This is a genomic window from Colwellia sp. MEBiC06753 (assembly GCF_053470325.1).
In genome coordinates this window covers 15,851-36,222 of sequence record NZ_JBQMTM010000013.1, presented here as the reverse complement: position 1 = coordinate 36,222, position 20,372 = coordinate 15,851, and the positions used below count along the sequence as shown (strand labels likewise).

General features: G+C 37.6%; 20 protein-coding genes. All 20 read left to right on the top strand.

Translation table 11 applies throughout. The features are described from left to right. The first annotated feature begins 8 nt into the window (after nucleotides 1-8). The 20 genes from ACOB82_RS11190 (at nucleotide 9) to ACOB82_RS11095 (ending at nucleotide 20,357) form a co-directional block, all read left to right on the top strand. Complete coding sequence (locus ACOB82_RS11190) at nucleotides 9-785, top strand: ParA family protein (protein ID WP_448213077.1); 777 nt, start codon at nucleotides 9-11, stop codon at nucleotides 783-785. 33 nt (nucleotides 786-818) lie between these two features. Beyond that, on the top strand, nucleotides 819-1,559 hold the full coding sequence (locus ACOB82_RS11185; protein WP_448213076.1) for a chemotaxis protein CheW: 741 nt from the start codon (nucleotides 819-821) through the stop codon (nucleotides 1,557-1,559). 44 nt (nucleotides 1,560-1,603) lie between these two features. Then, complete coding sequence (locus ACOB82_RS11180) at nucleotides 1,604-2,098, top strand: chemotaxis protein CheW (protein WP_448213075.1); 495 nt, start codon at nucleotides 1,604-1,606, stop codon at nucleotides 2,096-2,098. Nucleotides 2,099-2,158: 60 nt separating this feature from the next. Further along, nucleotides 2,159-2,617, top strand: coding sequence for a DUF2802 domain-containing protein (locus ACOB82_RS11175; protein WP_448213074.1), 459 nt, complete (start codon nucleotides 2,159-2,161; stop codon nucleotides 2,615-2,617). A 129-nt stretch (nucleotides 2,618-2,746) separates the two neighbouring features. Further along, entirely contained in the window at nucleotides 2,747-3,520 is a 774-nt protein-coding gene (locus tag ACOB82_RS11170; protein WP_448213073.1) for an MlaA family lipoprotein, read from the top strand. 147 nt (nucleotides 3,521-3,667) lie between these two features. Further along, a complete protein-coding gene (locus tag ACOB82_RS11165; RefSeq protein ID WP_448213072.1) occupies nucleotides 3,668-6,418 on the top strand; it encodes an SLBB domain-containing protein in 2,751 nt (916 codons plus the stop codon). A 147-nt stretch (nucleotides 6,419-6,565) separates the two neighbouring features. Further along, entirely contained in the window at nucleotides 6,566-7,612 is a 1,047-nt protein-coding gene (gene wecA, locus ACOB82_RS11160) for a UDP-N-acetylglucosamine--undecaprenyl-phosphate N-acetylglucosaminephosphotransferase (protein ID WP_448213070.1), read from the top strand. A gap of 136 nt (nucleotides 7,613-7,748) precedes the next feature. Beyond that, the gene (gene gspG, locus ACOB82_RS11155; protein ID WP_448213069.1) at nucleotides 7,749-8,147 is read left to right on the top strand and encodes a type II secretion system major pseudopilin GspG; all 399 of its coding nucleotides are present in this window, start codon (nucleotides 7,749-7,751) and stop codon (nucleotides 8,145-8,147) included. Further along, nucleotides 8,144-9,796 carry a GspE/PulE family protein gene (locus tag ACOB82_RS11150; RefSeq protein WP_448213068.1) on the top strand — a complete coding sequence of 551 codons (1,653 nt, stop codon included), beginning with the start codon at nucleotides 8,144-8,146 and terminating at the stop codon, nucleotides 9,794-9,796. Before gspG ends, ACOB82_RS11150 begins: the two co-directional genes overlap by 4 nt. Further along, a complete protein-coding gene (locus tag ACOB82_RS11145) occupies nucleotides 9,796-10,995 on the top strand; it encodes a type II secretion system F family protein (protein ID WP_448213067.1) in 1,200 nt (399 codons plus the stop codon). Before ACOB82_RS11150 ends, ACOB82_RS11145 begins: the two co-directional genes overlap by 1 nt. Next, nucleotides 10,982-11,461 (top strand): type II secretion system protein, encoded by a 480-nt coding sequence (locus tag ACOB82_RS11140; protein ID WP_448213066.1) that lies wholly within the window; start codon nucleotides 10,982-10,984, stop codon nucleotides 11,459-11,461. Before ACOB82_RS11145 ends, ACOB82_RS11140 begins: the two co-directional genes overlap by 14 nt. Then, a complete protein-coding gene (locus tag ACOB82_RS11135) occupies nucleotides 11,454-11,861 on the top strand; it encodes a type IV pilus modification PilV family protein (RefSeq protein WP_448213065.1) in 408 nt (135 codons plus the stop codon). Before ACOB82_RS11140 ends, ACOB82_RS11135 begins: the two co-directional genes overlap by 8 nt. Beyond that, a complete protein-coding gene (locus ACOB82_RS11130; RefSeq protein ID WP_448213064.1) occupies nucleotides 11,855-12,592 on the top strand; it encodes a PulJ/GspJ family protein in 738 nt (245 codons plus the stop codon). The genes ACOB82_RS11135 and ACOB82_RS11130 overlap by 7 nt, the downstream gene beginning before the upstream one ends. Further along, the gene (locus ACOB82_RS11125; protein WP_448213063.1) at nucleotides 12,592-13,548 is read left to right on the top strand and encodes a general secretion pathway protein GspK; all 957 of its coding nucleotides are present in this window, start codon (nucleotides 12,592-12,594) and stop codon (nucleotides 13,546-13,548) included. The genes ACOB82_RS11130 and ACOB82_RS11125 overlap by 1 nt, the downstream gene beginning before the upstream one ends. Then, nucleotides 13,545-14,675 carry a hypothetical protein gene (locus ACOB82_RS11120; protein WP_448213062.1) on the top strand — a complete coding sequence of 377 codons (1,131 nt, stop codon included), beginning with the start codon at nucleotides 13,545-13,547 and terminating at the stop codon, nucleotides 14,673-14,675. The genes ACOB82_RS11125 and ACOB82_RS11120 overlap by 4 nt, the downstream gene beginning before the upstream one ends. Continuing rightward, entirely contained in the window at nucleotides 14,672-15,265 is a 594-nt protein-coding gene (locus tag ACOB82_RS11115) for a hypothetical protein (protein WP_448213061.1), read from the top strand. The genes ACOB82_RS11120 and ACOB82_RS11115 overlap by 4 nt, the downstream gene beginning before the upstream one ends. Next, nucleotides 15,258-15,716 (top strand): hypothetical protein, encoded by a 459-nt coding sequence (locus tag ACOB82_RS11110; protein WP_448213060.1) that lies wholly within the window; start codon nucleotides 15,258-15,260, stop codon nucleotides 15,714-15,716. Before ACOB82_RS11115 ends, ACOB82_RS11110 begins: the two co-directional genes overlap by 8 nt. A gap of 1 nt (nucleotide 15,717) precedes the next feature. Continuing rightward, the gene (locus tag ACOB82_RS11105) at nucleotides 15,718-17,793 is read left to right on the top strand and encodes a type II secretion system protein GspD (RefSeq protein ID WP_448213059.1); all 2,076 of its coding nucleotides are present in this window, start codon (nucleotides 15,718-15,720) and stop codon (nucleotides 17,791-17,793) included. A gap of 470 nt (nucleotides 17,794-18,263) precedes the next feature. Beyond that, entirely contained in the window at nucleotides 18,264-19,643 is a 1,380-nt protein-coding gene (locus ACOB82_RS11100) for a hypothetical protein (RefSeq protein WP_448213058.1), read from the top strand. Nucleotides 19,644-19,763: 120 nt separating this feature from the next. Continuing rightward, nucleotides 19,764-20,357 (top strand): hypothetical protein, encoded by a 594-nt coding sequence (locus ACOB82_RS11095; RefSeq protein WP_448213057.1) that lies wholly within the window; start codon nucleotides 19,764-19,766, stop codon nucleotides 20,355-20,357. Nucleotides 20,358-20,372: the final 15 nt, after the last annotated feature.

The following is a 20,372-nucleotide window of genomic DNA, read 5'->3' as shown; positions in this document are numbered from 1 at the left end:
GTGATCTATTGGTCGTTTGGACGGTTGCAAATCAAAAGGGCGGTGTTGGTAAAACGACATCGACCATTACTTTAGGTGGCTTGCTGGCAGAGCAAGGCTACCGTGTGTTATTGGTTGATACCGATCCACATGCCTCACTTAGCTACTACTTCGGTATAGAGTCTGAAGATTTAGAGCTAAGTGTTTATGATCTCTTTGTTCAAGTTTCAACTAAAGAGCAAATCGAACAAAGCCTTTGTCCAACTCAGTATAAAAATATTGATATATTGCCCGCCACTATGGGCTTGGCAACGCTTGATCGCTCATTAGGTAGTAAAGGTGGTATGGGCTTAGTGCTCAAAAAAGCCATGCAAAAACTCGAAGGTGATTACGACTTTGTGTTGATGGATTGCCCGCCGGTATTAGGGGTGTTAATGGTTAATGCATTGGCAGCCTCTGATCGTATTATTGTGCCGGTGCAAACTGAGTTTCTTGCATTAAAAGGCTTGGATCGCATGATGAAAACCATGGAAATCATGCAAGGTGAGCAAGAAAAGCCTTTCACTTATACTATCGTACCAACTATGTTTGATAAGCGTACCAAAGCTTCTTTAATGGCATATCAAAAGCTACAAGAAATTTACGGTGAAAAAGTTTGGCCAGGTGTTATTCCAATCGATACGAATTTTAGAAATGCCAGTGTTTCACAAAAAGTCCCTTCAGATTATGCAGGAGCCTCAAGAGGGGTATATGCTTATAAAAGCTTATTGAAACATTTGTTGAAATTATCATCGGTGAAGAAGTAAATGGCAAAGTCATTAGCAGCTAGTCAAAAGGTAATGAGATCTTATCTTTCGGAATTATTAACCGAAGATGAAGAAGTAGTATCGCATAAAGAGCCTGAACAAAAAAATCTAGAACGCCTACTAGAAACGGTTAAACCGACGACAATATTACCGGTCGAAGAAAAGGTTGTTACAACTAAAGCTAAAGCTAAAGCGAAAGTAGAAGTTAAACAAAAAACTACGCCTGTAGCCCCAGTAGTGGCACCGCCAACAGTAGAAGCCGAGCCGTTAGAAATAACCACACATAAAAGTCAGCAGGCATTTGAAGTTAAGCAAAAAGATTATCGTCAAGGGCGCTTTCAAGCGATGTTCTTTGATGTTGCGGGCTTAACCATTGCTGTGCCACTTATCGAACTTGGCGGTATTCATAATGTTGATCATATTAATGCATTAATGGGCAAGCCCGATTGGTTTAAAGGCGTGATGCTGTATCGTGAAGAAAAAATTAATGTGGTAGACACGGCATTATGGGTAATGCCTGAGAAATGTGATCAGCAATTAAAAGATTCAATAAATTATCAATATATTATAATGTTAAGTAATAGTCGTTGGGGTTTAATGGCTGAGACTTTAGTTGATACTGTAACGTTAGAGCAATCTGATGTTAAATGGATAGATAATAACACCAAAAGACCTTGGTTAGCGGGTCTGGTTAAAGACAGAATGTGTGCGTTGTTAGATGTTGATTCTCTTATTAAAATGCTTGATAAGGGATTAGGCGTATACCAAGATTAAATTGTGATTTGACCATCACTTAAACAAACTTGAGGACAAGAAGTATGTCTGATGAAAGACGTAATGCAAGTGAAGCAATAGATACTAATGATGCAGTGTTGCAATGGGTAACATTTAAATTAGAAACAGAAACTTACGGCATCAATGTAATGCAAGTACAAGAAGTATTGCGCTACACTGAAATTGCGCCAGTACCAGGTGCGCCAGATTATGTCCTAGGTATTATTAATTTACGTGGTAACGTAGTTACTGTGATTGATACTCGAGCACGTTTTGGCCTTGAAGGTGCAGAAATTACAGATAATACCCGTATCGTTATTATTGAAGCTGAAAAACAAGTTATCGGCATTCTAGTTGATAGCGTTGCTGAAGTGGTTTATCTACGCTCATCTGAAATTGATGTTGCTCCCAATGTGGGTAATGATGAAAGCGCACGCTTTATCCAAGGCGTATCAAATCGTGATGGTGAGTTACTTATTTTAGTTGATTTGAATAAGTTACTGTCTGATGACGAATGGGATGAACTTAAACAATTTTAAGTGTAAGTTTAATTAAAAAGCCTGATTGTCAGGCTTTTTTTGTGGTTGGAATAAATTACTGTGCAATTAGAGATCAGTGTGTTGCTTATTGTTGTGGTTATATTTCTTGCAGTTATCGCATTACTTTTTCTGAAAGTTCAGCAACTCAGTAAAGCGTTGAAAATAACACAAAGCCAATTAACTGCGACCGAAATGTTAACTGCGGATATGCAAGTTAATATTTCATCGTTATATGAGCAGCACAATAAATTTGCAGAAAATTCAGCGTTGGTTACAACGGAACATGAGCAAGTGTCTAAGCAATTAGAGCACAGAATTAAAGCAATTCAAGTTGATTGCAGTAAATTGTCTCAAGCTATTCAGCAATTGCAAGAAGCAGAACCACTCGATAAATTTTATACGCGAGCATCGAAATTAGCAGCCTTAGGAGCTGATGCTGAAGAAATAATGAAAGAGTGTGACCTACCGCGTGCGGAAGTCGAAATGTTGTTGTCGATTTATAAACAAGGCCTTAAATAACTAAAGCCTTAAATAACTGAGGCTTGTTACAAATTAATAGCGTACTAGTGGGTGTACCCAAAATAATCCCATGATAAACTGCGCAAAATAACAAAACTATTAACTATCGACACCTTAAAGGGAAGTTCATTGGCTGCCTTATCTGCTTTTCGAAATCAAGCGGTATACACATTACTGTTTGTCTCATCTATTTTCTTATCTGGCTGTTCTTCAACATCTCAGGTCGATTCAGATCCTAAAGATCCGCTTGAGCCCATGAACAGGGCGTTTTTTACCCTGACTTGGGACTACGCAGATAAATATGTTTATAAGCCAGTTACGTTGGCTTACATCGAATATACACCTCAACCGTTACGCACAGGTTTGCACAATATTGCATTAAACCTAAATGAACCCTCGTCTTTCATCAATAATGTACTTCAAGGCAAGTTTAGTGATGCCGGGGTTAGTGCGGGTAGATTCCTCTTAAATTCAACCATTGGTTTATTTGGCTTTTTTGATCCTGCAAGCGACTTTGGCTGGACGGGTACTCAAGAAGAGTTTGGAGAGGTACTCGGTGTTTATGGTGTCGGCGATGGGCCTTATATTATGATACCACTATGGGGACCAAGTTCTGTTCGTGAGGAGGTCGGTGACTTTGTCGATAAATATTACTGGCCTTTAGCGGTAATTGATTTTTGGCCAAACCTTGCCCGCATTGCTGTCATTGGCCTTGAGACTCGAGCCCAATTAATGGAACAAGAACAACTTATTTATGAAGCTGTCGATCCTTATACTTTTGTTAAAAATGTTTATTTCCAAAACATGCAATATAAAGTTTACGATGGGAACCCGCCGATAGAAGTGAATGAGGACGAAGAGGCTGAGCTTGAGTCGTACCTTGATGAATTATATGAAGATTAATTCAATGGAATGTGTTGCGCAGCAAAGCTACATTACAGCTTAGGTACATTTAAATACTTAACTATATGCGTTGCTGTGTTAAAATCCGCGATTAATTTATTCGCGTTACTTGTTTTGTTTAGATTTGTTCAGGGAAATTGTTGTTAAATGAAAAACATACTTAGTCAGTTATTTGCTTTAGTTGGGCTGCTCGTTACATTGTTAGTCCTGCCATATTCGGTTCAAGCTGCTCAGGCACCAAGCCAGATTTCCCCACAGCAAATAGAACAATTTAAAAAGTTACCTCCTTCACAGCAACGCGCGCTTGCGCAAAGTATGGGTATCGATTACAACACCTTAAGAAAACAGCTTCAGGGAAATACCGATACAACGACAAATGAAACTGCAGTTGAGCAAACGGTTTACCCTAGAGGCACAAAATTTGATGAATTTGGTAATCCAGAGTTTCCCGAAGAAAAACTTAAAGAATTAGAAGAAGAGGAAGAAGATACCGAACCAAAGCCATTTGGTTATGATGTCTTTGCAAATGCCCCATTTACTTTTGCCCCAACCTTAGATATTGCTGTGCCTGAAGATTATATTCTAGGTGCCGGCGATACCATTAGAATTCAAATGTTTGGTAAAGAAAATGAAGAATATGAACTTCCGGTAAACCGTCAAGGGGAAGTTGTTCTGCCAAATTTAGGTCCATTTGCTGTTTCTGGTTTAACTTATCAGGAAGTTAAGCAATATTTCTCCGCCGAAGTTAAAAAGAAAGTCTTAGGTGTTGATGTGGTGGTAACACTTGCCAATTTACGCTCTATGCGAGTGTTTGTTGCGGGTGACGCATTTAAACCAGGGCCTTATGTACTAAGCGCGTTATCCAGTGTTACCCATGCCATCTTTGCGGCAGGCGGTATTAACGATATTGGTTCATTACGTAACATTCAAGTTAAGCGCGCTGGTAAGTTAGTGACGACATTAGATTTGTATGATCTGCTTATTTATGGCGACTCATCGAACGACATTATTCTAAAATCTGGCGATGTGGTGTTTATTGCCCCCGTTGGCGACCGAGTAACGGTTAGCGGTGAAGTAAAACGTCCTGCCATTTATGAGTTAGCCCCCGACAATAGTTTCGAAGACGTTGTAACCATGGCAGGTGGCTTATTACCAACGGCTTATCCATCAGCAACAGTAGTCGAGCGTTTTAATCAGCGTAATATCCGCACGGTAGTTAACATTGATTTAACTAATGACCAAGCTAAAAAGCAACTAGCTAAAGCTGGTGATGTTGTTAAAGTCATGAAAACTTCGGCGCAGTATGATGATTCCGTGACTGTTATCGGTGCAGTAGCTCGTCCGGGCAAATATCAGTGGCAACAAGGGCAAAAGGTTATTGACTTACTGCCAAATATTCATGCCTACATGCTTGATGATGCTGACTTAAACTATAGTTTAGTGATTCGAGAGAAAGATATTGGTCGTAATATCGAAATTCTACAATTCAGTTTGTTTGACGCACTTAGTAACGTTAATTCAGACGATAATTTAGTGTTGCAACCCCATGATCGCATTTTAATTTTTTCAATTAATGACACTAATGCGTTAGCGGAGCAATCGTTAGATTTGCTGGCGATGACTCAAGAAGAGTTAATAAAAAAAGAAAAAGATAAGGCTAAAGAGCAATATAAAGAGCGGATGTTCTGGTTGGAGTATGGTGAAGAAGTGCCATTTGAAGAGCTTGATGATTTAGACGAATCATTAAAGTTAGCCGAAAAATCGATGGAAGAGCTCACTGGTGGATCTTATGAAGAAGAGGTTGACCCTAAAGAGATAGGCGTATTTTCTCGTCAAAAGCTATTAGCGCCGGTGATTAAAAAGCTGCAACACCAAGCGGCATCGGGAGAGCCTTTACAATTAGTTGAAGTGGTTGGCGCCGTTAAATACCCGGGTATTTATCCTTTAGCAAATAACAGCAAAGTAGACGACTTAGTTGCTGCGTCTGGCGGCCTGTTAGAATCAGCTTACTTAGATAGGGCAGAAATTACGCGAAATGAAGTGGTTGATAATCAAGCCAGAAAAAGCTCGATTAATGTTAATTTACATGGCGCCTTAGCAAATGAAAATGGCGACAATATATCGATTCAAAGTAAAGATCGATTAAACATTCATGTTATTCCTGCATGGCAAGAAAACCATATAATTGAATTGCGTGGTGAGTTCTTATTTCCTGGTAAATATACAATTCAGCGTGGTGAAACCCTAGGACAGCTGATTGAACGGGCTGGCGGTTTTACTGAGTTTGCTTATCCTGAAGGTTCAGTTTTTACTCGCGAAAAACTTAAGCAACTAGAACTTCAAAATATTTTAAAAGTATCTGAAAGTTTACGTACAGAAATTGCTTCAAAAAGTCTTTCGCAAAAAGACTCTCAGTCAATTGATTATGAACAAGCAAAAATGCTACTTGCTGATTTAACTAAAGTACAGCCAGTTGGTCGCTTAGTGGTTGACTTACCGCGTATTCAAATTGATAGCTCAGCCGATATTTTATTGGAAAATGGTGACGTTCTTTATGTCCCCACAATGCAAAACTCAATCAACGTTGTTGGTCAAGTGCAAGTCGCTACCTCACATCTTTATAGTAAAGACTTAGATGCGTTCGATTACGTAAAACTTAGTGGTGGAACTAAACAGCAGGCTGATGAAGACAGAATCTATGTGATAAAAGCTAATGGTCGCGTGGTAATCCCTGATTCAGGTAACTGGTTTGCCAATGGTGCCAATAATATAAGCCCAGGCGATACTGTAGTAGTGCCGTTAGATTCTTACTTTATGGACAACCTAAGTTTATGGGCTACCGGCACACAAATTGTTTATCAAGCAGCCGTAGCAATAGCGGCAATATCTGGAATTTAACAATTTCTTGGTAATGAAAGCTGCAACTTAGCTAGAAATTCTTACTTCCCTACTAGCTAACTTGCAGCTAAAGCACTATAATTCACGCTGTTTTTTGTAGGCTTTTTGATTGTTTTCTCAACACTATATTTGGTCATCATAATATATATGTTTGAATTTATGGCTCTGGCAGTGGCTTTTATCTGCTCAATTCTCACTATTAAGGTTTTATTACCGTTAGCTCCTCATATTGGTTTAATAGATGTACCGAATGAACGCAAAAAGCATGATGGTGCAATCCCGCTTATTGGTGGTATTTCGATATTTACCGGTGTTTTAATCGCTTCGAGTTTATTTATCGAACAAAGCCAAATCATCAACTTATATTTAATTTCTTCCGCATTGATTGTTTTTATCGGCACGCTTGATGATATTTATGATTTAAGTGTGGGATCTAGAATTTTATTCCAAGGCATAGTCGCTTGTATTTTGGTCTTTGGTGCAGAAACCTATATTAGTGACTTTGGCGCTATATTTGGCTCAGGTCATGTTGATATTGGTAAATATGGCATGATTTTCACTATATTAGCAGTCATCGCAGCAATTAATGCATTTAATATGGTGGATGGTATTGATGGTTTAGCAGGCGCAATGAGTATTATCACTATTGGCTCAATCGCAGTGCTAATGGTAATTAATGGCAGTACGCAAAACGTATTGTTGCCTTTGTTAATTGTTGTTTCTACCATCCCTTATTTGTTCTACAACGTTAGTACTCGTAACCCTAGAGGGAAAAAAATCTTTATGGGAGATGCCGGTAGTATGTATATGGGGCTTACCGTTATTTGGCTACTTACATTAGGCACTCAAAACGATGTTAATGAAGCAATTGCATTTAGACCGGTAACTGCGCTTTGGCTTATAGCTGTGCCGCTTATGGATATGCTTGCTATTATGTTCCGACGCATTCGTCGTGGTGACTCTCCGTTTAAAGCAGATAATGGTCATATTCATCATATTTTATTAGCTAATGGGATTACGGCACGAAAAGCTTTGTGGTTAATTAGTGGGTTGTCTATAGCCTGTGCATCATTTGGCCTTTTAGGGGAGCTAATGAAAATCCCTGCATGGCAGATGTTAACTTGTTTTATAGTTATCTTTTGTATTTATTCTTCTCTACTACAGAAGTATTGTGTTATCTCCAACAAAGGTTAACAATTCTTTACCAATTCTTTTTGCCAATTGATATTAATACATTTAATATCAATTGGTTTTCTGTATGTCTTCTCGCTATCGACAGAAAAAATATCAACTGATAGACTTCGCTTAATTTATGTATTCGGATGTAAATATGAAAAAACGTATGACTGGCTTCAGCTTAATGGAACTGATGATCGTTCTAATAATTCTGGGGCTTTTAGGATCTTTAGTGGCACCCAAATTATTTTCGAAGGTCGGCTCATCGAAGAAGAAAACGGCAATCGCTCAAATGCAAATGTTTGAAACAGCCATTGACACTTACCGACTAGATGTCGGAACGGTTCCTGCGTCGTTAGAAGAGTTAAGATCCAGTGACGACCCTAGCTGGGATGGTCCTTATTTACCAAAAGCGATTCCTATGGATCCTTGGGGGCAACCGTATGTTTATATTGTACCGGGTAAAGATGGCCGACCATACGATATGATGTCTTATGGGTTAGATGGTAAAGAAGGTGGTACAGGTGAAAGTGAAGATATTATCCATCAATGACAAATATTGTAGAGCTACTCGTAACAGAGTTTAACGTAAGCCAAGCTGATATAGATAAAGCTTCAATTTATCAAAGCAGAAACAGCGGTCGCTTAGAGCAAATTTTATTAAATATGGGCTGTCTTACTGAAGACGACCTGGCAGAGCTTTATAGCAAGCTACTTGGGCTACCATTGTTTATAAAAGAACCTTGGGAGGATTGGCAACCAACGCCGTTTGAAAATGCCGACTTAGCTTTTTTAAAAGCCAATGGTTGGTTATTGCTTGAATGTCAGGACAATCAGTGGAGGTTGGCGGCTAAAGATCCTCTAAATATTGAAGTTCTTGATTTTTTGCAGAAAAGATCAATTGTACCAATTTTAATGGTGGCTAAAGAGAATGATTTGCAGTCGTTCTTTTATCAAATTCAAGATAGTAGCTCAGATATCGATGATGAGCTCTCTGGTGATGAAGAAGCAAGGCTTAGAGAACTAGCATCTGAAGCACCTACAGTTAATCTACTTAACACACTAATTACCAAAGCATTAGCTAGAGGCGCATCGGATATGCACCTAGAGCCTTACCATGGTAAATTTCGCGTAAGATATCGAATAGATGGTGTTTTGCATGAAGTTGAAAATTTAGCTGCAAAAATGCAGTTGCCAATCATAACTCGTCTTAAAATATTATCGGGAATGGACATCGCAGAAAAACGCCGGCCTCAGGATGGCAAAATTGAAATGCGTATTGCCAATCAAGAGTTGGATATTCGTGTCTCTGCATTACCATTAAATGATGGTGAGAGTGTTGTGTTGCGCTTCCTTCGGAAAGAGTCTATTCGATACGATATGTCCGTTTTAGGACTTGCTGATGATACTCAAGAACTAATTCAGCAAGACTTAGCTAAAACAACTGGTGTTATATTACTTACTGGCCCAACGGGTTCAGGTAAAACAACTACACTTTATACTTTCTTAAACGAACTCAACACCAATGATGTAAAAATTATAACACTGGAAGATCCTGTGGAGTACCAACTTGAAGGGATTAACCAAGTACAAGTAAATAATGAAATAGGCTTTGATTTCGCCGCGGGCTTGCGTTCAATTGTTCGACAAGATCCTGATATCATTATGGTAGGTGAGATACGAGATGCGGAAACTGCGCGTATAGCCCTTCAATCAGCTTTGACTGGCCATTTAGTTTTCTCTACTGTTCATACCAATGATGCTGCGAGTGCCTATACTCGTTTATTGGACTTAGGTGTAGAAGAGTTTTTATTAAATGCAGCTCTAGTATCCGTAGTTGCTCAACGTTTAGCTCGAAAGTTATGTAATCATTGCTCTGTGCCAGTAGCACAGCCGCAAGCGTTAATTGATAAGTATGAGCTTCAAAAAATTGCACAAAATTTTAATATAACTTCGTTAAACATCAAAGAAGCCGTAGGCTGTGAAAAATGCGCTTTTTCTGGTTATAAAGGTCGTATAGCGATTAATGAATACCTTCGTTGTGATGATGAAATAAAGCAAATTCCTAAAAATGACCAGTTTATATCAAAAGCACAGGCCCATAATAAATTGATGATGCGCAGAAACTTACTTGAAGATGGCCTATTTAAAGTTGTTCAAGGTGTGACTACCATTGATGAAGTTCTAAGGGTTGCAGGCTAGTGGACTTCGAGTATCACGCGGTAGATGAACAAGGAGGTCGTCATCATGGCTTTGTTGAAGCTCGAGATAAATTTGAAGCTCAGCAAAAATTAATAGCTAATGGCATTCATGCGATAGAAATTAAATCACTTTCAAACACTAAATCAATAAAAGGAATTTTTGGTAGTCGAGTATCATTAGAAGATCTAGAGTTTTTTACCTCTCAACTTGCATTGTTATTAGATAGTGGAGTAAGAGTTGATAAAGGCATTGATATAGTTTTACAGTCTAATGTTAACCCCGCATTAAATCGGCTGTTAGCTAAAATATCTTCATCACTAAAAAAAGGTATGTCGTTAAGCGACGCCTTTGCACAACATGGCGAGTTATTTGACCCCTTATATATTAACTTACTTAAAATTGGCGAGACTTCAGGTAATCTACCTGAGGTGTTAACGCGATTATCCGACGACTTAAAGTTTAGAAAAGAGCTAAAAGCACAGATTTCACAAGCACTAACCTACCCAACAGTAATTATGTTTGTTTGTTTAGCTGCTGTTTATTTTGTGCTTACATTTATAGTACCCAAAATGGCGGGAATTTTTACCGATTTATCACTAGCTCCTTGGTATACACAAGCGATTATCGGCGTTAGTAACTTTTTTGTTAATTATGAAGCTCTTATTGTTGGCTCTATTGTTTTAGCTTTAGTTAGTTTTAGTTATTTATTTAAACAAAACGAATTTAGAAACAAAATGTATATCGTGGCATCAAAGTTACCTGGAGTCGGAAAGGTTATTTTGACCGCAGAACGAATAAGATTCGCGTCCTCAATGGCGATGATGTTAGATGCAGGGTTACAACTTGATACTACACTTGAGCTGACTTCGAACACACTTAAACACCAAGACCTTAAACGAGATACTAAGCAAGCGTTAAAACAACTTAAATCTGGTAAGCAACTAAGTGAAGTGCTTTCTAAAACTCGTATTTTCCCTGACTTTTTTCTTTCTATAATCAAAGTTGGAGAAGAAACTGGCACCTTACCTAAAGTGTTTAAAGAGGTGGCAGATCGTAGTCGAGTTGATCTTGATGGCGTTATTCGTAAACTTACCACCTTGTTAGAGCCTCTTATGCTGGTTTTTATGGGGGGCTTCGTCGGCGGAATCGTGATTTCAATGCTAATGAGCATGGTGTCGATAAACGATGTTCCATTTTAATAAAAGAAGTGGCTTCTCTTTAATTGAACTGATGGTCGTCATGGCAATTCTTGCTGTGGTTATGTCGCTAAGTGGCGGGCTGTTTCAAAAAAGTATTGATCAGCAAGAACGCCATATAGAGCTTGAAAAGTTACACCAAATTTTTAAACAATTAAGTTACCAAGCATATTATCAGGGCAAAGAACTGCACGTGCGCTTGGAAGAAAATAAATTGTTTGTTTATTCATTCGCAGAGAATGACATATCGAATGAGTCTGATGCTGAACAGGCGTTTGAACATACAGATAGTTATTTAGATAATCAGCTCTACCAACAAGAAGTTGTTTATTTTAAACAATTGATATTTGTTGCTAGAGATTTTCTTGTTACCACTAAAGGCGTGGTCTCACCCAATGAGATGAGTGTATTTATTAACAATAATATTGTGAATTACAGTATTGAAGGGTTATTTACCCAATATGAATAGCAAAGGGTTTTCATTGGTTGAAGTTTTGATTGCCGCAGTTATTCTTTTTTCTGCGTTGGCGGTTACTGCTGATTTATTTAAGGCTTCGAGTTTTTCCTCAGAAAAAGTTACTCAAAAAGCATTTTACTTCCAATTAACGCCACTTGCTTTAGCTAACATTAAGCATCAAATTAAAGTGCTTAGTAGTCAAGAAAAACAAGAAAACTACGCAGGCACTTTTGAACAGGCTGGTATTCGTTATGAATGGAGTGCTGTTCGACTATCATTTAAAAGCAGGGTGCAATATATAGACGAGAGTTTTGAACCTGCACCACAGTTTGGTTTATATGATGTTGAAGTAAGGCCGTATAAAACAGCCCAAAATATTAAACCATTTTCCTTCAAGGTGGCCACATGGTAATTCAAATGAATCGCTATCGTGGGTTTACTTTAATAGAGTTAATGTTATCTAGTGCTTTATTAATGGTTATTTTGTTTGCAGGGTATTATGGCTATAGCCTGTATACACAAAAGTGGCAAAAGCGAGTTGACTATTTCTGGCAAGGTACGCGTGATAGCTTAGCTATTGATACCTTAAATAAAGCACTTGCCTCAACCATTGCATTTAGCGTCACTAATAATGATGGGGCTAAACCGCAGGAGCTCTTATACTTCTCCGGTACAGAAACCAAGTTACGCTTTGTGACGAATAGCCCAATTATAAGTAGCGGTGGGGCGATCGTTGAAGTCGAAGTGCTAGCAAGCCCCAATGGATACCAAATGGTTTACCGAGAAAAGTCGTTTAACAACTTTGTATTACTTGACGTAAATCAGCTACCGCCCAATATAGATCAAGCCGACTTTTGGGAACATGAATTAGTGTTACTAAGTGGTTTTAATAGCATCACTATTAGTTATTTTGGCTGGAAAACGTTCGAAGATGCCTTAAGTTACATTAATCTAGAAGATGAAATTACTAATAAACGTCTGGATCCCGTTTGGTATGCCGAACATAACCCTGAACTAATGAGAGTATTACCAGAAAACGTAAATATTCATTTTACTAAGGCTGACTCATCAACTGATATTATAGTTAAACTGCCAATGTTATCTGTCTACAAGTTAATTGCTGATATGCGAGCAGATGCATAATGCCTTTAACTAATCGTAATCTTTTTCAGCAAGGCATTGCACTTATCCAAGTGCTTATTATTTCTATTATTTTGTCTATGCTTGCGATTTATATTAGCCAAACTGTAAGAACTCAAGTGGGGGCAGCTGGATTGACGCAAGATTACCACTACAGTGTTATTGCAATAGAGTCTGCCGAATCGGAGCTATTGCATTATTTACTAACGGAAGAGCATTATAAAATTGCCTTAAATAACCAATATCGAGAGCAGCAAAGTTCTAACGATCAAGACAACACTCAAAGCAATATAAGAGAACGCTGGAATTTTTATGGGCAAGCTTTTGAATTAACGCCACAAGTAAATGCCAGTATCCAAGATATCACCGGTTTACTCAGTTTGAACCATTTAAACAGAAGAGTCGCTGAGCGCTTATTCGAAGAATTGGGCAAAGATGATGAGTCGATACGAATTTTTTTAGATTCATTAGCCGATTGGAAAGACAAAGACGACCTTAAACATCTCAATGGTGCAGAATCACAATATTACGCTAAAACCTTAGGTTATGGTCCAAGAAATGGTTACCTGCAGTCTTTCGATGAAATCGCTCATATTAGAGGTGGCGAAATTTTAACAATTGATCAATTTAAACGTTATTTTTCGCTGTCGTTAATTTCATCATTTAATCCTCTTAACGCCCCAGATTTATTATTAAAGTCGTTTATCAATGATGATTTGAATTATGAACAAACAACTAATCGTCGAGAGCAGGCTGATTTGAACGGACTATCTTTTTTTCAAGTTACTGGCATTGACGAAGATGATTTTATATCATTCCGCACTGGGCGAATTTTTAGTGTAGTTTTATCAACAGCGACAACATCAAATAATTTACAGAAAAGCTTTATAGTTGAGATTAGACCTAATTCACAAAAGCGCCCAGTTATAATATCTGAAACCTTATGGAATAATTCGTGAACCTAGATTTTTTATCGAAATGGCCAGTAATAGAAAACTGGCTATTATCAAAAGTTGGCTATTGGGGCGACTCTTGCTATTCAATAGACAAGCAAAAAGGTTTTGTACCTGAAGATAAGGTTAACAAGCGTATTTATATATTGGCTAAAAAGAACTATTCAGAGTCTTGGCAAACTTTTTCTTCAATTGATAAAACAGAATTAAATCGAATCTTAAAATTAAAGAAGTCTACGGTAGCCAATGAAAACTGCTTATTTCAAGTATTCGCCAATAAGAGTATTGACGGCTTTGATGTAAAGACCATTACTGTAGATTCATCAATTATAAATTCTTTAGGTAAAGATAAAATTTTAATACCAGAGTCGGAACTATTGTTTACCGAACGTAATAATTCCGGTTCGTTGCAAACCGTCCCGTCAATTTCTGCATGTCATACGCCTTGTGGTTTAACTTATGCTGCCCAAGCTAGCGGGAAAACAGTTACTGCTTATGCTCAAGGTTTAATGAATAATGTAGAAACATATAAATTGAGTGTTGGTATTCCATTAGATGCTCAAGTGACTGAGTACGACCAAGTTGCATATGCACAGCTGTTAATTGCTAAATTTTTTACACTTGATCTTAGAAATGTCGCGAGCAAAGTTAAACTTAATAGCAAACATTGGCTTGATAGCACTCAGTTACATTGGTTGTATGGTGGTCCACTCTTAACGGCTTTCTTATTTTATGTCGTCACAAATATTTATTTAGCATGGAATGTTTATTCGTTGGAAAGCACGGTAGGCACCAATAGTGGTCAAGTTAGTGAACTTTTAACTATTAAAAAGCAAATTACCAGTGATAAAGCACTTATTGGTTTATTATCTTCTGAATTTAAAAGCCAGCCAAATGTGCACCAATACTGGAATATCGTTGATGCTTTGCTAGAAAACGGTATGGAAATTAGTAGAATTACCTATGAAAAAGGGCAGTTAGTAGCACGAGGTAGCGCTGAAAAGGCTTCTCTCATATTAATGAAAGTATCTGAAATGGATGTAGTTAACTCTGCGACGTTTGATGGTGCGGTAAGATCATCACGCGGACGAGAAAACTTTACAATTCAAGTAATACCTAAGGCTCATATATGAAGCTAATTAACCAAAAAATAGAACCATATAGGCATTACTTAATTATACTTGGTGCTATTTTGCTAGCTAAATTTGCAGTAGTACCGCTTGCTGACTATCAACAAGAACAGGTAGAACAACTTAATTTACTTACAATTCAAAATGAAAAGCTTGATGCTCTAATTAATAATCAAGATGACTTTTTAGCCCAGCATCAAGCGTTAGGTAAGCAACTGGCAAAAGCAAAGGGTTACGTTTATGTTACTCCTGATGAGGCTGGGTTAAAGTTGGCTGTACAAGCTAAATTAGATAAATTAATTGTCGCTGCGGGGTGCAGTGTTGAGCGAATTGGCTTTGAAGGAAGTACAACGCTATCAAGTAAGTTGGCAAGGTGGGGAATCAATATTAGCACCAAAGGCGACGGGGCATGCATAGTAAATTTAACTAGGGCAATAGAAGAAGCTCGGCCACTTTTGAAAATCAACAGCTATCGGTTAAATCATCGAAATTTAAATCAAAACTCAGAAGGGCGAGGGGAGTTTAATGCAAGGTTTCAATTGTTTGTATGGCAAATGATAGACTCTAATTCAATCAAGGCGCAACATGATTAAACAAGCTTCGTGGGTTTTATCTTTATTGGTTCTATGCATGTTAGTGGTAGACTTTTATCCACTTTCTAAAAATGCATTAGATTCCACCCAATCATTAAGTATTGATGAGTTTAACATTATAGGCAGTATTCCTAGCGAAAAGCTGGATATAGAGCAAAGATGGCTAGCAGTTAAAGAAAAAGACTCATTGCCAAAAATAGATCAAACTTTACCAGGAGAGTTAGATGGTGCTCAAATTAACTTAGGCGGCACATCATTTAAATTGCTAGGAATATTTAATGATAAAAAGGCTCCATTCATTTTAATTAAAGGTAGTGCCAATGAAATGGTAAAAGTAAGTAAAGGTGAGCTTATCGCTAATAGCGCAAGATTAGTCGCTTTAGAGTCAGATAAGGTTGTTTTTGACTTAAATGACGAAACAATAGAATTCAAACTTTTTGAAAATAAATAATATGCAGCAATTTAACAAGCACCACTTAGCGATCATTCTTAGTACTTTATTTACAGTTTCTGGCTGTGCCTCGTTGGTAAATCCTGATGCAGACCTTCAATCAACAAAGGTGGCGTTAGATACTTCATTTTTAGAAGGAAAACCTGCTCAAACCGGTGAAACTATTGAAAACAATGAATTAGAGCAAGAGCAATCAGAAGTTGTTAGGTTGAATCGGATTGATAGTAGCAATACTGGTTTGAAACTAGGGGATGACTTATCAGTTCGATTTTCAACTACCAGCGACTTTCAAATATCGGTAAATGAATTACCATTAAATGAATTTCTGCACTATGTATTAGGAGATTTGTTAAAAGTTTCCTATTTAATTGAACCTGCAGTAAAGAGCAATGCAACACCGGTTACGCTTGAATTAAAAGAAAAAATTAGCGGTAAACGACTTTTTCAATTGACCCAGCAAATCCTTAATCAAAATAATATTAATGTCGCGTTCAATGAAGATGTGTTTTTTATTCACCCAATAAAACAACAGGGGAATAAATCTAATATTGCATTTGGCTTTGGTAGAAAGGATGCCAATGTGCCGAATGTTTCTGGTGATGTAACACAATTGGTGCCAGTACGGTATGGTATTTCTACGGGCTTAAGAAACACTATTAGTTCATTAATTGATGCGGTAATTAATGTAGATACAGCTCAGGGCTTGATTACAATTAGTGGCAAAAAGGAGCAAGTGCTCAGGGGCTTAGCATTGGTGCGGCTTTTAGACAGTAGCGCCATTTATGATAAATCAGTGGCCTTATTTAGTTTTCGTTATATAGATTCACAAACATTTATTGAAAAAACTACTGAATTACTTACTGAAGAGGGGATTGTTTCCTCAACTGTTGTAGGCAAAAGTAAGACGCTTCACTTTATCCCGATAGAGCATTTAGGTAAGGTCGCTGTGTTTGCAACCTCTGATGAAATTATTGACCGGGTAGAGTATTGGGCGCATCTTTTAGATAAACCCAGAAAAGGTAGTGAGCAAAGCTTTTATACTTATCAACCTCGTTACGCAAGAGCAGCCGATTTAGGTGAAAGTTTAGCGCCACTGATTAGCTCAAATTCTAGTAATGTTAAAAGCCAAACTAATCGTAATACTAGCTCTACGTTAACAGATACAGCTAATCGAAACAGGAATAGTGCCGCAAATAATAATAACGATACACAAATTATCGATGGCGAAAATATGCGCTTGGTTGTGGATTCGCGTTCAAATTCATTAATCTTTTATTCTACTGGCAAGTATTATCAAGAGTTGCAGCCTATCATTAAACAGCTAGATGTAATGCCGAAGCAAGTTATGCTTGAAGTGGTCATCGCTGAAGTAACTTTATCCGGTAGTTTTGCTAAAGGCGTAGAATATGCCATCTCTAACGGCCCAAGCGGCAGTAAAACCGAAAACTTCAGTTTTGATTCTAAAGCTGGCTTTAGTTATTCGGTAGTGGGCTTAAACGGAGAGTTTTCACTAAATCTTAATCAAACTGATGGCTTAGTTAATGTATTATCTCGCCCAACGTTATTAGTGCGAGATGGTGTAGACGCTTCTATTAGTGTTGGTGATGATGTACCAACCGTAGGTAGTACAACGGCTGATCCGAACGGCGAACGTGAAACAACCAATATCCAATATCGTAAAACAGGTATTGATTTAGTGGTAACGCCAACGGTAAATGCTCAAGGCACTGTCATAATGACTATTGAACAAAATATTTCCAATGTTGCACCTGATGGTCTGGATATAGGTGGTTCACCTTCGATATTTGAGCGTAAAGTAAAAACTGAAGTCGTTGCAGGTGATGGTCAAACCGTTATGTTAGGTGGCTTAATTAGCGAAAATAAAAGTAAAGACGCAACGGCTATCCCTGTGCTTGGTAGCATCCCTATTTTAGGGCACTTATTTAGAAGTGATTCTGAAAACACATCTAAAACTGAGTTAGTGATTTTAGTGACACCTAAAATAGTGCACAACGTTAATGAATGGCAACGCATTCAGGAAAGCTTTACCAAAGGCTTGGAACATATTAGTTTTTAATATGAACTGGTGAAATATCGATAAAAAAAGTTGAAATTTTTTAAGCTGCAAGTTAGCTTAGTTGTTGATTTGTATTGAGTAAATTTATTTATTTGTATACAAAACATGTAGTAAACCTAAATTGAATTTAGTTAATAATTTTAATTTACAACTAATCTTTAGTTGTACTACTATTAGCAGGCGATTAAAGGTGGTGTATATTGCAATTTTTAGTTAGAATGCGCCCCATTAATTTAAAGTTTATAGAAGAAGATAAATCTTTAAAAGTTAAGTTTTAGCCTTGTTGATGTATTAATTGGTTGTTTATTCAACAAAATATAAAAATAAGAAAGCTATTTACTTGACATTAATTGGTCTTTATCATTAAATTCGATGTGATTCGGCTAAAACTCCCGCCGAAACAGGAAAAATATTGGCGTTTAGGGTCATTACCTAAATGCTGGTTTCATGAAACTAGGAGAAAGAAAATAATGAAATTTTTCAAAAAAGCACTTGTAGCTTCTGCTATTTTAGGTGCAACAAATGTAGCTTATGCTGCTGATCTTACTGATGCTGTAACTAAAACTTCTGTTCAAGGTTTAGAAATTGGTGCAGTTTCAGATACTTCATTACGTGTAATTGTTCGTGAACAATTAGAAGCTGGTGATAAGATTACTTTAGTATTCGGTAAAGGCGTTGCTGCATTAACAACTGCTACTTTTGGTGGTGTATCAGCTGGTGCTGGTAACATGGGTATCGTTTACGGTTCTGGTACTTATACTATGGGTAATGCAGTATTTACTGCTAATGCTGATGGCACAACTTCTGTAACGTTTGAAGTGTTAACAGGTGACCCAGTAACTAAAGATTCATCTTTCGAAGTATCTATCACAGGTGCTGACATTGACAAAACTAAAGTTGCACAAGCTACAGTTACTTATTCAGCTGAGTCTGGTTTAACTGGCGAACCTAAAGACACTACTGGTGACAATGTAGGTCTTTTAGTTACTACTGCTGACCAGTATGCTGCATCAATTAAAGCTAAAGCAAATGGTGTTATTAACCGTGATCCTGCTACTTCATTCATTAGTGGTGGTACGGCTGCAAATAATGATATTGACACTTTAGTTGTTAGCATCTCTGATAACCAAGACTTATTGTCAGCTGCTGTTGGTGGTGCTGTAGTTGCTACTGTTACAGTTGAAGCTGATATTGCTTATTTAGCAGCTAACACAGCTCCTTCAATTGTAGGTGTGTCTTCTGCAGGTGATACAGTTTCTGCAATTACTCCTGCTGCTGATGAAAAATCTTTCACTTTCACAGTTACAGATTTAGGTGCAGATGGTATTGCAGGTGATATTACAATTACATTTGACACTGATGCATTAGATGCAGGCTCTACAGAAACTATTCCTGTAACTGATTTCGTTGTTAGCATGTCTGTAGATGCGGACAGTGGTTCTGCAACTAATACTCCATTAGTAACTTTAGATAAAGCTGATGCAGGTGAGTGGGAACTAGATGCAACTATCGTTAACGTTCCTTACTTCCCAGTAGGTTTCGAAGGTGTTTCATCACAAGTTAACTTCTCTAACGAAGCTGGTGCTGACGTAGATGTTATCGTAACAGCTATCGATGATTCAGGTGAATCATACGGTCCTCTAGATTTAGGTTTCGACCTAGCTGAAGACTCAGTAGTTAAAGTTAGCCAAGCAGTAATTATGGATTTATTCGAAATTACAGCTCCTACAAAGTTAAGTGTTACATTTAACATTGACGCTGACAAAGGCGACGTTAACGCTCACGCATTCACTACAAGTGCTGCGGGTCGTACTGAAATTGCTACTTCACAACAAAACAACGATTTCTAATTAAATCTTAATTAGATATTAGTTTAAAAAAGCTCGGCTTAGCCGGGCTTTTTTTTATATTTTTTTTGAGTCAATAACCCCGTTTAGATAACGGTCAGTTTAATAGTTAAGGAAAGTGTTATGAATAAAACCGTAGTTGCTATTTTTTTATTTGTTTTTATGTCAGCGCAAACGGTTGCATTTGAAGGCGTAGCGAGTACAGGTAAAGAAGAGGTAGCTTACATTACTTCTGTTTGTGATGCACAAGTTCAGCTTAAGGCTAAACCCCTTATAAAATCCCAGCATATTGTGCTTAACGACCAAGTATCAATCGATATTAACCAGTGGCTATCAACAAGTATAATAAACAGTAGAAAGCTAGCGGTTAATATAATTTGTCAAAAGTTAACAGGGGCAAATTACACTGGCTCTAAAGAAGAATGGATGCAATTTATCCAAACTGCTGTTAATGGTTTTAAAAAGACCAAAGCAACTGATATTCAACTTACAATTGTTGGGTTGGATGAACGTGTATATAAAGAGTCAGAGAATAGCCAAGAATATACTATTACGGCGAATTTTGAAGGTAATAAACAAATTATTAGAAACGTAGCTATTTTAGACAAGAAGGCGAATACCGTGTATACGCTTTCAGTAAGCGGTGAAGTGGGTATATCAACACAAATAGAACAAGAATTTGTAAGAGTAGTTCAGAGCTTTAAATTAAATCACTAAATTTAGTTTATTAGT